The organism is Veillonella parvula (genome assembly GCF_032575955.1).
GTDB classification, from domain to species: Bacteria; Bacillota; Negativicutes; order Veillonellales; family Veillonellaceae; genus Veillonella; species Veillonella parvula_J.
On the sequence record NZ_JAWFXN010000013.1, the window covers coordinates 14,610 to 27,545 of the forward strand.

At 38.7% G+C, this 12,936-nt stretch carries 15 protein-coding genes; 3 read left to right on the forward strand and 12 right to left on the reverse strand.

From position 1 onward, the window contains the following. Positions 1 to 9: 9 nt before the first annotated feature. The 9 genes from E7L28_RS09115 to ylxM form a co-directional block, all read right to left on the reverse strand. Positions 10 to 441, reverse strand: coding sequence for a DUF350 domain-containing protein (locus E7L28_RS09115; RefSeq protein ID WP_004695577.1), 432 nt, complete (start codon positions 439 to 441; stop codon positions 10 to 12). Positions 442 to 477: 36 nt separating this feature from the next. After that, positions 478 to 1,542, reverse strand: coding sequence for a hypothetical protein (locus E7L28_RS09120; RefSeq protein WP_004695575.1), 1,065 nt, complete (start codon positions 1,540 to 1,542; stop codon positions 478 to 480). A 111-nt stretch (positions 1,543 to 1,653) separates the two neighbouring features. Then, positions 1,654 to 2,484, reverse strand: coding sequence for a tRNA (guanosine(37)-N1)-methyltransferase TrmD (trmD, locus tag E7L28_RS09125; RefSeq protein ID WP_316692276.1), 831 nt, complete (start codon positions 2,482 to 2,484; stop codon positions 1,654 to 1,656). A 120-nt stretch (positions 2,485 to 2,604) separates the two neighbouring features. Then, the gene (gene rimM, locus E7L28_RS09130; RefSeq protein ID WP_024060990.1) at positions 2,605 to 3,102 is read right to left on the reverse strand and encodes a ribosome maturation factor RimM; all 498 of its coding nucleotides are present in this window, start codon (positions 3,100 to 3,102) and stop codon (positions 2,605 to 2,607) included. Further along, a complete protein-coding gene (locus E7L28_RS09135; RefSeq protein WP_004695569.1) occupies positions 3,102 to 3,509 on the reverse strand; it encodes a YlqD family protein in 408 nt (135 codons plus the stop codon). Before E7L28_RS09135 ends, rimM begins: the two co-directional genes overlap by 1 nt. A gap of 14 nt (positions 3,510 to 3,523) precedes the next feature. Then, positions 3,524 to 3,751: a KH domain-containing protein gene (locus E7L28_RS09140; RefSeq protein ID WP_004695567.1), complete on the reverse strand. Its 228-nt coding sequence runs from the start codon at positions 3,749 to 3,751 to the stop codon at positions 3,524 to 3,526. A 21-nt stretch (positions 3,752 to 3,772) separates the two neighbouring features. Continuing rightward, positions 3,773 to 4,036, reverse strand: a complete 264-nt coding sequence (gene rpsP, locus E7L28_RS09145; protein WP_004695565.1) for a 30S ribosomal protein S16 — start codon at positions 4,034 to 4,036, stop codon at positions 3,773 to 3,775. Between the two features lie 60 nt (positions 4,037 to 4,096). Next, on the reverse strand, positions 4,097 to 5,449 hold the full coding sequence (ffh, locus tag E7L28_RS09150) for a signal recognition particle protein (RefSeq protein ID WP_287520842.1): 1,353 nt from the start codon (positions 5,447 to 5,449) through the stop codon (positions 4,097 to 4,099). Beyond that, entirely contained in the window at positions 5,439 to 5,774 is a 336-nt protein-coding gene (gene ylxM / locus E7L28_RS09155) for a YlxM family DNA-binding protein (protein ID WP_004695559.1), read from the reverse strand. The genes ffh and ylxM overlap by 11 nt, the downstream gene beginning before the upstream one ends. A 311-nt stretch (positions 5,775 to 6,085) precedes the next feature. Between ylxM and E7L28_RS09160 the strand changes: the two genes are divergently transcribed. Beyond that, on the forward strand, positions 6,086 to 7,411 hold the full coding sequence (locus E7L28_RS09160) for an FAD-containing oxidoreductase (RefSeq protein WP_316692115.1): 1,326 nt from the start codon (positions 6,086 to 6,088) through the stop codon (positions 7,409 to 7,411). Between the two features lie 195 nt (positions 7,412 to 7,606). Here the strand turns inward: E7L28_RS09160 and E7L28_RS09165 are convergent, their stop codons facing one another. Both E7L28_RS09165 and E7L28_RS09170 read right to left on the reverse strand, forming a co-directional pair. Continuing rightward, positions 7,607 to 8,134 carry an ECF transporter S component gene (locus tag E7L28_RS09165; RefSeq protein ID WP_008715744.1) on the reverse strand — a complete coding sequence of 176 codons (528 nt, stop codon included), beginning with the start codon at positions 8,132 to 8,134 and terminating at the stop codon, positions 7,607 to 7,609. 207 nt (positions 8,135 to 8,341) lie between these two features. Further along, on the reverse strand, positions 8,342 to 10,516 hold the full coding sequence (locus E7L28_RS09170; RefSeq protein WP_316711626.1) for a heavy metal translocating P-type ATPase: 2,175 nt from the start codon (positions 10,514 to 10,516) through the stop codon (positions 8,342 to 8,344). A gap of 412 nt (positions 10,517 to 10,928) precedes the next feature. On the opposite strand from E7L28_RS09170, the gene E7L28_RS09175 reads away from it, so the two are divergent. Continuing rightward, entirely contained in the window at positions 10,929 to 11,582 is a 654-nt protein-coding gene (locus E7L28_RS09175) for a YigZ family protein (RefSeq protein WP_288581743.1), read from the forward strand. A 23-nt stretch (positions 11,583 to 11,605) separates the two neighbouring features. Here E7L28_RS09175 and E7L28_RS09180 read toward each other — a convergent pair whose 3' ends face one another. Further along, complete coding sequence (locus E7L28_RS09180) at positions 11,606 to 11,791, reverse strand: hypothetical protein (RefSeq protein ID WP_004695548.1); 186 nt, start codon at positions 11,789 to 11,791, stop codon at positions 11,606 to 11,608. A gap of 196 nt (positions 11,792 to 11,987) precedes the next feature. Between E7L28_RS09180 and E7L28_RS09185 the strand changes: the two genes are divergently transcribed. Further along, the gene (locus E7L28_RS09185) at positions 11,988 to 12,878 is read left to right on the forward strand and encodes a LysR family transcriptional regulator (RefSeq protein ID WP_004695545.1); all 891 of its coding nucleotides are present in this window, start codon (positions 11,988 to 11,990) and stop codon (positions 12,876 to 12,878) included. The last annotated feature ends 58 nt before the right edge of the window (positions 12,879 to 12,936 follow it).

Genomic DNA, 12,936 nt, shown 5'->3' on the forward strand with positions numbered 1-12,936 from the left:
GACACTCCCTTAGTGCACAGCACCACTAACAACGAGAGCAAGACCTACAAAGATACCAAATACGAGGATACCCGCTGCCGTATTACCACGCATAATCTCTTCAGATAAATTATATTTTCGATGCCATAAATTAATAAACATATAGCCGGTTACAAACAATATAATACCTAAAATAGCATATACGATACTGGCCACAACACCGTGCAATAAAGATGTATCAGCTGTAGTCACTACAGGAGACATAATAACAGCTCGCAAAATCTCACCAATTCCGATAAATGAACCTGCTGAGAGCCATGCTACAGCACAGTTACCACGTTTAATTTCTTCACTGAATTTGCCAGGTACAAAGAAATCAATAACAGTATTAGCTGTTAACATTAGGAAAATTCCAAAGCAAGCATAAAAAATCGTCAATAATACATCAGGAATATAAATCATGATAAACCTCCTAAGATTGTTCCTTTATTTTCATAGTTAACGGTTATATGGACTAGCCGCATTATGATTATATCCGTTATAGAATTTATCGCGTCCCCCACTATCCTTTTGGCGAACCATATAGGCATAGGAATCAAGTACATGGGACTTTCGCATTGTGCCATTAATAATATCTAGATCCTCTTGTGTCAACTTTCCTGGCTCACACACCTTAACTCGGGTTTGACCGTCCGTATTTGTAATAATATAGGCGGACTTAGCATCATAGAATACAATGACTTCACGACCCTCTTGTAGGTCATCACCTTCATTTCTAATCTCTCCGTCTAAAGATTCGATTAAATCTAAGGCTGTACTTACAGGATCTAAACTGGAAGTATATATATATTCATTCTCCGAATCCGTCTTAGTATAATACACGGATGTATCGTGCATATGCTCCTTTGCAGTGTATGGGAATCCGAATGTAGCACGTACGTCATGCCAAGACATATCGCCCTCCCAGCTAATAAGGCACATAAAAAATAATGCACCGACCCCTATAGCACTAGCAACTCCTTCAAAGCGTTTTTTCAAACGTTGATTCCGTTTCTTTTTACTAATAGCGTTAGCTGCCGTATCATTACAGAGACGAATATTCCTCAAAGGAACACGTGCCCCTTCGGCGAACATCTTCTCACCTTTAAACCAGTTTTCTTCAAAGAATACACTAGCACCGCCTTCACAAGGCAATTGATATTCCTTATAGCCAGCCCTGTCACCTACGGAAGCACCACTATCACCATCTACAGCCACAACCTTTTCTAAGCCAATTTGATGTAACGTAAAGCCCTTCGGTGCTCGTTTGCGATAGGATGTTCTAGATACAGTGCACCATTCATTATCATTGTATTCAATGGTGACCCATATATTATCAGACCCCTCAACATCCTCGAGGCCATATTCATGCCAATAATCACCAGGCGACTTTTGCATTGACGGCTTAGCTTTATAGGCCTGTTCTTGATCTGCTTTTGGAATAATCTCGTTATATTTAATTTTTTCAGTTATTACATAACGACTGCCCTGAACCTCAAGGACATCATAACAATTAAACTCCATAAATAACCTCGCTCGAATAGGCAAAATCATACGTGTCTTGCTCTATTCCCTCTCAAAAACGGAATTTAATGAAATTAAGCTTTAAAGTAACCTATCCGTTCATGAATAGTTTCATTCTTCACCTTTATGTCTTACAGACTCTTCCTCAACTATCTCTTTTAAAAGCTTAATTTCTTCTTTTGTTAATGGACGCTCTAATAAATCTGGACGTAACAACCGAGTTCTTTTAAGTGCTTCTTTTTGACGCCAAGTGGCAATGTTTTTATGATGACCACTGCGCAATACATCCGGTACAGACCAGCCTCTAAATTCAGGGGGCTTTGTATATTGAGGGCATTCTAACAGAGGTTCATAAAAAGAATCCTCTTGTGCTCCACTAGCCGCGCCTAATACACCAGGTATCATGCGAGCCACTGCATCAGTAACTACCATGGCTGGCAACTCACCACCGGTTAATACATAATCACCAATAGAAATCGTTTCATCTACAAGATGTTTCTCTACGCGATAATCTACACCTTCATAGTGACCACAAATAAGAACCACTTGATCATAGCTAGCCAATTCACGAGCCTTCTCCTGAGTGAAAGGCTGTCCTGTAGGTCCCATAAAGATAATACGACGTCGTATACTTTCATTAGGATTACCAATAAGACTCATTTCATCACACATCTCATCTGTGGTATAAGTATCATTAATATCACTATCATATTGAGCAATAACGGATTCTACGGCTTCAAAAATAGGAGGTGCCATCATGAGCATACCAGCCCCGCCACCATATGGTGTGTCGTCTACTTGACCATGCTTATTATGGCTAAAATCTCGAGGATTCGTTACACCTACAGATAGACGTTTTGCCTCGATAGCTCGTTTTATGATGGAATGATTAAAAAACGCATCAAAAAACTCTGGAAATAAAGATACAATATCAATACGCATAAACCGTCCCCTGTACTTATTAACTCACATTAACTCATTAGTATTATCTATATATAGCTATATTATATACCTTTTACGATAATATACCTATATGTAGATAAAACAAAACCGCCCAAAGGATTATATCCATTCAGGCGGATCTACGATCATCAATTTATTTTCCACATCGATGTCTTTAACGACCTCTTCAATGGCTGCAAATAATTGATCTGGTTCCCCATCTTTAGAGACCACATAGACATCATTAGCACCTGGTTGTAATACATCAGTAACTATGCCAAGCACATTACCCATAGTATCTTGTACCTCAAGGCCAATGATATCAAAGATATAATAGCGACCTTCTGGCAATTCCACTAAATCTTCACGGCGCACTTGAATTTCTTTCTTACTCAATAATTCAGCCGTATTACGATCAGGAATTTCCTTAAAGGATGCTAATACAAATTGTTTGTGAAATCGTGCGGATGCAACGTGGTATTCTTTACCATCGATGTAACAGGCATCCATATGCATAAACCGTTCTGGAAAATCGGTTTGAGGCATAATACGAAGATCACCCCGCACGCCGTGCGGGGCGATGATAACACCTATTGTGATGAAATCGTTATGTTTCATTATTGACGAAACGCAACGATCTTACCGTCTTCTAATAGGATTTCAGCGCCCATCAAGGCATCCAAATTATCCCCGATTTTAACGGTAACTGTTTGCTCTAATGTACCTTGAGGAATTTCAGTTCCTAAAGACAACTCCTTAGCATCCTTCAATTTAGCTGTTACTTCTTCTTTGAAAGCCAAGCGTTTATTTTTTTCTTCGTCGATTTGTTGACGAATAGCAGTGAGACTTGTAGCATCAACTTTAGCTGCATCAGCCAAAATACGTTGAGCTTGGAACTCAATTGCTTCCAAATCTTTATTCACCATATCAAGACGAGTTTCAAGATCGGAAACAATTTTCGCTTTCAAGTCATCTGTTACTTTTGCTTTTACTGCTACAGGGACACGTAATGTCATTTCTTCCATTGGAATACTCCCTTTTAAACAATATCAACAGATATCTTTTTGTTCTCTTTAATAGCCGCCGCTTTCACCACAGAGCGAATCGCTTTAGCAATTCTACCTTGCTTTCCGATGACTTTACCCATATCCTCTGGGGCTACATGAAGTTCATAAACTTCCACATTCCCCTTTTGGACCATGGTAACAGAAACGGCATCAGGCTGCTTCACTAATGATTTCGCAATTAATGAAATTAATTCTATCATCACAGTATGCCTCTCTATTAATTACTTTTTAGCGTCTGCAAATTTTTGCATAACGCCTTGTTTTTTGAACAAGGAGCGAACAGTGTCAGTAGGCTGAGCACCTTTAGCTAACCAAGCCAAAGCTTTTTCTTCGTCTACATTAACGATAGCTGGTTGTTTAGTAGCATCATATTGACCAATTGTGTCAACAGGACGACCTTCACGTGGAGCACGTGCGTCAGCAACTACGATACGGTAGAAAGGAGCTTTTTTAGCACCTAAACGAGTCAAACGAATTTTTAACATTGTGAAATTCACCTCCTTATACTGATGTGGATGGACAAGTTCAGCGCCCCTGCCCATGTATTACATAAACGGTAATTTAGGCATTCCAGGGAAGCCGCCCTTACCGCCACGTAAACCTTGCATGCGCTTCATCATCTTCCGCGCTTCTTCAAATTGTTTCAACAAGCGATTTACATCTTGGACCTGTGTACCAGAACCTAATGCAATACGCTTGCGGCGAGAACCGTTAAGAATACTTGGATTTTCTCGCTCTGCCGCCGTCATGGATGTAATGATAGCCTCAATACGACGCACCTCTTTACTATTCAAATCAAGGTCCTTTAATTGATCCTTAATTTGTCCCATGCCTGGCAACATGCCAATAATATTTTGTAATGGCCCTAACTTTCGCACCTGGTTCATCTGTTTTAAGAAGTCATCCAAGGTGAAATTGTTTTTCGCCATTTTCTTTGCCATTTCACGAGCTTCTTCTTCATCGATGGCGCCTTGTACATTTTCAATCAATGTTTTAAAGTCGCCCAAATCGAGAATACGAGAAGCCATGCGGTCTGGATAGAATACATCAAAGCCATCCATTTTTTCGCTCACACCAGTGAACTTAATTGGCAAGCCTGTTACAGCTTTGATGGATAATGCGGCACCACCGCGCGCATCACCATCGAGTTTGGTAAGGATAACACCATCAACACCTAGTTTTTCATTAAAGGTTTGAGCTGTTGTTACCGCATCTTGACCGATCATGGAATCTACAACGAGCAGAATTTCATGAGGTCGAACAGCAGCTTTGATGTTGGACAACTCATCCATGAGGACTTCATCAATTGCCAAACGACCTGCTGTATCGATGATAACAACATCTTTCAACATATGAGTGCTCTGCTCTACGGCGCGACGCGCAATATCTATTGGATTTGCACCAGGTGTTTCATCTGCAAATACTGGAATATCAATTTGCTTACCTACTACTTGCAACTGAGTAATCGCAGCTGGACGATATACGTCGGCAGCGACAAGCATCGGACGTTTACCTTGTTTGCGTAAGTATACAGCTAGTTTTCCAGCTGTTGTAGTCTTACCAGCACCTTGTAAACCAACGAGCATGATAATCGTTGGAGGCTTGCTAGAAATCATGATACGACTTTGCGTACCACCTAAGAGAGCCGTTAACTCATCATTTACGATTTTAATAACCGTTTGGGCTGGATTCAAGGACCCGAACACCTCTTCACCAAGGGCCTTTTCCTTAATGGACTTAACAAAATCCTTTGCTACCATAAAGTTAACGTCTGCTTCTAATAGAGCCGTACGTACCTGACGCAACGCAAGATTGACATCATCTTCTGTAATTTTGCCCTTCCCTTTTAAGGATTGAAAGGCTTCTTGTAGTTTTTCTGACAAACTATCAAATGCCATAGTATCCCTCCATTTGCGCCAATACTTGTTGCACCTTAGTTTCTGCCAACACCTCTTTAGGCAATGTTGCTTTCAACTGTGAAAGCAAGCCTTCCCGTTGTTCATATTGTGCCACCAAGTGCAATTTAGATTCGTAATCATTTAAAATGTGTCGAGCACGCTGTAAATTATCGTGTACAGCCTGTCGTGATACACCTAATTCCTCAGCGATCTCGCCAAGAGACATATCATCTTCGTGGTGAAGTTGTAAGGACATGCGTTGCTTGTCCGTCAATAATGGGCCATAGAAATCTAAGAGCAAACTTATGAGTACTCGTTCTTCCATTTCGCCACCTCCATCACTGTCAAGTCATATTACTTTACATATACTACAGCATAAAAAAAGATGTGTCAAGTAGAAATACTTAACACACTTTATTAATTACTGTAGTACATATGAAACACAGATATACAAACTCCCCTAGCGCCTTAAATAAACCAAGAAGCTATAATCTGTATTATATCTTAAAATAGTCATTCTAAATAAATGTAATTAGTAATCACTGATAATTATTTCTATTTTCTACTTTTATATATGTAATAATGTGCTATAATATCAATATCTAATATTTTCAATATAAAAATAGGAGGTATTATATGAATACCAAACAATATGACATTATCGTCTTAGGTTTCGGCAAGGCTGGTAAAACATTAGCCGCAAAATTTGGCTCTATGGGCAAATCCGTAGCCATGATTGAAGAAAATCCACTAATGTACGGTGGTACATGTATTAATATCGCATGTATCCCTACTAAGACGATGATCATTGCCGCGTCAAAAGGCTTATCATACGATCAAGTATTAAACCAACGTGAAGTTGTTACATCTCGCTTACGCAATAAAAACTTCGGTATGTTAGATACAAATGAACATGTCGATGTCTATACTGGACATGGTGCATTTATTAGCAATAAAGAAATCACCGTTACCGCTGGCGAGGATAAGATTATATTATCTGCTGACACTATCGTTATAAACACTGGCGCTGTAGCGATTAAACCTAATATTTCTGGCATTGATACAGCTACAGGTTTCTATAATAGTACAGAAATTCAACAATTACCTACTCAACCTAGTACATTAGGTGTTATCGGCGCTGGTCCTATCGGTCTTGAATTTGCAAGTCTATATGCAAAACTTGGTGCTAAGGTAACTGTATTCAACATCGAATCTAGCATCTTAAAACGCGAAGAACCTATCGTTCAAGAGCTAGCTACTGAGTACTTAACTGAACAAGGCATTACCATTCTTAATAATGTAACATTAGACTCTGTATCCAATGATGACAACAAACCAGTTATCAAAGCTAATAATCAAAACTATACATTTGATGCTGTTCTATACGCTACAGGTCGCAAAGCCAATACAGCTAATATCGGTTTAGAACATACTGATATCGCTACTAACGAACGCGGTGCTATTGTAGTTAATGATACTTGTGAAAGCTCCGTTCCTGGTGTATACGCAGTCGGCGATGTAAACGGTGGTCCTCAATTCACATATGTATCTCTTGATGACTTCCGTATCGTATTTGGTGCACTTACAGGCAGCGGCCACTATACCTTAAAAGATCGTAAAAATATACCTTATACTACCTTCCTAACACCTCCACTTTCTCGGGTAGGTCTTACAGAAGAAGATGCAATCAACCAAGGATATACGATTAAAACCAAGGAAATGCTCGTAGCTACCATGCCAAGAGCCCACGTAAACGATTATTTAAAAGGTGCTTTTAAAATCGTTGTAGATGCAAAAAACGATTTAATCCTCGGTGCTACACTCTATTCCCAAGGTGCTGAAGAATTGATTAACTTGATTAAAATGGCTATGGATAACAACATTCCATATACATATTTCAAAAATCAAATCTTCACACACCCTACAATGGCAGAAAACCTAAATGACTTGTGTAATTTCTAATAGCTTAATAGCTAATACAAACACTAGTCTAAATTAATAACCTAACACAAAAGCCTTTAGACGCTAAACTAATTTAGCATCTAAAGGCTTTTGTATGTATTGAAAAGGCAGTTATATATAAGTGTATTAGGTCATTATAAATATATTAGATTATTATAGATATTTTACCATTATCTGCCTAAAACATTATATAAATTAATTTTTAGTAAACAATCTGCGCACTATCGTTTGTAATTTAGGGGTTAATACAATAGCAACCACAATCCCTGCGGCACTTGTAATCAAAGAGTATTGAATTTTACTAGCCGCCACGACCGCACTTTCAAGAACGAACCACCACGCAAGGAAGTAGCCTAAAGCTGTCCAAACAGCACCAATAATAAGGGCTACTAAAATACGACCAAAGGATGCAGTTGGTTTTGTAATAGAGGGTGGCAGATAGCCTGCAGTCATACCACCTACGATAAGTCCTGCAATTCCTTTAATAAAGAAAGAGAATACGATGTACTGTGTATGACCACCAAAGAGATCAAATAGTGCAGATCCAATTGCCGCACCCAAGCCTCCATATAATCCACCAAAAAGTATAGATGTTGTAAAGAGTGCAGCCGATCCTAAATGAACCATAGCGCCACCTGGTATTTCAATGCGAATTGTAGTAGCCACTGCACATAACGCGGCAATAAAACCAATATAGACAATGTCTCGAGTACTTAATTTCATAATCATGAACCTCTCTTTTAAATCAATTACTATATTCAGTATAACAAATCATAAGCCGTCTAAAAACACCATTATCGTAGAAATTAAATATCCATTTCACGTCTCAATATAAGATATAAATATATACTTAACTATATGTCTGTAGATATAATAAAGCACCTATACCCCTGTATAGGTGCTTTATAGTATTCAATTATATGTATAATCTTAAATTTTAGCTCGCTTCAAACGAAGCGAGTTACCTACGACTGTTACAGAGCTAAATGCCATCGCTGTACCCGCAATCATAGGATTTAATGCACCTATTGCGGCCAACGGAATACCGATACAGTTAAAGATCAATGCCCAGAATAAGTTTTGTTTAATATTGGTCATTGTCTTACGGCTGAGTCGTACTGCTTGTACCAAGGTATGTAAATCATTTCGTACAAGGACGATGTCGGCTGCTTCTACCGCAATATCTGTACCACTGCCAATAGCAAAACCAATATCTGCCGTAACGAGAGCAGGAGCATCATTGATACCGTCACCAACCATCCCCACTACAAGACCTTTATCTTGTAATTCTTTTACCTTGCTAGCCTTATCTTGAGGCAATACTTCAGCTATAACATGAGAGATACCCGCTTGTTTAGCAATATATTGAGCAGTTCGACGATTATCACCAGTAAGCATCCATACATCAATACCTTGAGCATGTAACTCTTTTACAACCTCGATAGTTTCTGGACGTAATTCGTCTTCTACAGCCCACAAAGCACTAACAACGCCATCTACAGCTAGAACAGATACGGAAGCACCTTGTTCTTCAAAGCGTAAAATATCTTCTTGAACCGCCGTTAAATCATAACCTAGTTCATTCATCCAACGACTGTGCCCAAGTTGTACGGATACGCCTTGGTATGCACCTTGTAACCCTTTACCTGGTACATCAGCAAAACTTTCAAGTTCAACAGCTTTACCTTTATAGCCATGATCTTCACCATAGTAAACCATGGCCTTTGCAATCGGATGAGATGTACCACTTTCAAGAGCCATCATAATAGACATATTAGTACTTTCATCACCATTATAATTTTTAAAAGCCGTCACATCCAATACACCCTGTGTAAGGGTACCGGTTTTATCCATAACAATGGCATCGAGTTTACCCGCTTTTTCAAGATATTCTGCACTCTTGATGAGCACACCGTGTTCCGCACCAAGGCCAGACCCAACCATGATAGATGTTGGTGTAGCAAGGCCAAGCGCACAAGGACATGCGATAACCAGTACCGCTGTTGCATTAATGAGAGCAACGTTAATAGAATCTCCCATAATGAAGTACCACACAAGACCTGTCAAAACAGCAAGGCCAATAACGGTCGGTACAAAATATTGAGCCACGATATCTGCAATACGTTGAATACTAGCCTTGGAGGTTTGTGCCTCTTCTACAACCTTGATAATTTGAGACAACATCGTATCGGAACCGATACGCTTGGCTTCCATGGTAAAAGCACCACTTAGGTTTATAGTAGCACCAATAACTTCAGAACCAACTTGTTTTTCTACCGGTAAGCTTTCACCGGTCAGCATAGCCTCATCTACTGTGGAATATCCCTCAGTAATCGTGCCATCAACAGGGATCTTTTCACCTGCACGAACTTGTAAAATATCACCGGCTACCACCTTAGATGTAGGGATATCAATAAATTCTCCATCACGCAACACATGAGCCGTTGCAGGTTGTAAGGCAATCAATTTTTGAAGTGCTTCGGAGGTACGCCCTTTTGCAATCTCTTCTAAGAGTTTACCAAGAAGGATAAAGGTAATGAGCCACGCAGAGGTTTCAAAATATATTCCATGAGGGCCTAATTCAGGGTGAAATTGCCAGTTATAGATACTGAATAGATAAGCTACCGTCGTGCCCATTACTACGAGTACATCCATCGTAAGCGCCCCATTTTTCACTGCACTCCAGGCGCTCTTATAGAACATAAGACCAGGACCAAACTGAGCGATAGTAGCAAGAACAAACTCTACCCATACAGGCAATGCCTGAATACCAAATCGATGTAAGGTCATATTAATCATCATCGGTACTGCCATACAAGCAGCAATAATAAGTCGTATAATATGAGGTTTTAAGTTAACCTTTTCTATTTCTTGCTTTGTTTCGTCTGCTTCTGCAGCACCAAAGCCGATATTCGTAATGGCATCAATAATCTGTTGTGAATCTACAGCAGCCCCGTCTTTATATTCAACGCTCCCCTTTCGAGTTAAGAGGTTAACCTTAACAGATTCTACGCCATCAAGTTTAGAAACAACGTTTTCAACACGTTTTACACAGGCTGCACAGTGCATACCCGTAATATCAAATTCTTGTTTTTTTAAGCTCATATTCACAGGCCTTTCTACTCTATCGATACATATATCTTATTTTACAACTTACTATATTATTACAAATCCGTACTATATTTTGTATTTATGTACTTAAATATACGCCTAAACATCTATCTATAAAAATACTATATACCCTATTGTAAATAAAATAGCCATAAACAAGTTCACTAAGAATGTTTCAATATATTCTAAAACTTCAATATATGAACATATTACATGAGTAACTACTCATATATCTATATTTAATAATAACATAAATTCTCATTACGTCAATATCCTACCAAATATAGAGGCTATTTCTTTTTTATAAGGGAATTAACCGCTTTTACCTATACATAGCCTTCATAAATAGATTATAATAAAGTGATGATGAATAAACATAAGCTTTGATTCCAAAGGAGGTGAATATATGTCTGAATCAGTAAGCCCTACGGTGGAATTTATTTCTGTAGCAAAAGAATTTCGCCATGAATATGTTGTTGAAAAATCACGGTTTATAACAACTGTATATCCTTGCAAGACTGAAGAGGAAGCTCAAACCTTTATAAGTCGCATCAATAAAGAATTCTGGGATGCTCGCCATAACTGCACAGCCTATGCATTAGGCCCACAGCAAGAACAACAACGATCTTCCGATAATGGAGAACCATCAGGTACAGCAGGTAAACCAATGCTAGAAGTACTCAAAAAGACTGGTATTACCAATGTAGCCGTCGTCGTAACACGTTATTTTGGAGGCATTAAATTGGGCGCTGGTGGCTTGATTCGGGCCTATTCACACTCCGTTGCGGAAACCTTACGTCTTGCGCCTAAAGAACTACATACAACACGAACTCGGCTACAAGCAAAGATTGACTATTCACTGTATGGAGCAGTAGAAAGATATGTACAGGATGAAAAATTACACTATGAAGCAAGCTTTGGTGAATATGTAGACATAACAATCCTAATACCACCTACGGATGTAGAGCGCATACAAAAAGAGCTCCAAGACATAAGTCATGGAGCTGCTACTTGTAATGTATTAGATTCTATTGAGGTGGTACTACCACTAGATAAATAATCTAGTTAGTAGATTCCAAACTTTTAATTGCCGTTATTAACTAAACCGGCTATACCTTGACCGAGTTCACGACGTTTTTCCTTAGTCATAGGATAAGGCCATACTCGTTCTAATTGTTTTTTCCGGCTAATTTTATTACGAGCCGTCATTAATCTACGTGCTTCCCAATTACGAATTGCTTGACCTAAGGTTCTTTTTACCACGCCCATAGTAGTACCTACTTTCTTAATTCTTGCTATTATATCAAAATTTATGATAAGTATAGAAAGATAATTTAAAACTTAATTTACTTTCTATTACCTTGTTGAATTTAGTATATATAGCATTCTATTAAATGTGAAATGACCGTTACTTAGTTCGTTATAATTTTTATTTATCATATTATGTGTATAATAGGGAGATTCTATGGATACATCTTACTACCACAATTTTATTACCCTTGTTCAAACGGGCAATATGACACAGGCCGCAGAGATTCTTCATATTACACAACCAGCGTTAAGTAAGCAGTTGAAATATTTAGAGGCTGAATTTGGGGCTCAATTAATCAACATTAAACGCGGCCAACGAGGATCAAACTTACAATTAACAGATGCTGGTAAAATCTTCTATGAAAAAGCACAACAACTCTGCTCTATTGAAGAATCTACATATAATGCTGTACAACAATTGAATTCACGCATTGAAGGTACTTTACGCATTGCGACGTCTGCATCTCGTTCAACGCCAATCGTACAGCAATATTTACCAGCTTTTTCCATGAAATATCCATCTGTCCATTTTGAAATTTATGAAGGACTTATGACAAATGTAGTGACCCAACTCATCAACGGTAGCGCCGAATTAGGTATTGCCAATATTCAAATGGTAGATATCGATAAATTCGATATCCTGCTTACCCAAGAAGAGCATTTATACGCTATTTTCCGCCGTGATGTATTCTGGACAGATCGTGAGCATGATACCATCACGTGGGAAGACATAAAAAAATGTCCTCTATCCCTTTCTGGTGGATCTGTCCGAATGATTATGCAATCTAGCTTAACAGATATGGAGCAACTTAATGCGGTAGCTATAACTACAACAAAAAGCTCAGCTATTGAGTGGGCCTCTTCTGGACGTACAGTTTCTTTAGTCCCAATGGACGCTAAGGAACTCATCAATCATCGCAAAATGGCCCGCATCAAATTGCCAGAATTCTCGGGGGATTTCAAAAAAGCTTTTATCACGCTTAAAGGCCATGCACTTTCCCCAGTAGCACAACAATTTATTGACTTCTACAAAGCATATGTATAATCATAATTATACATATTATTACCATACTATGACATTAACAGTCTATATAATTGGCATC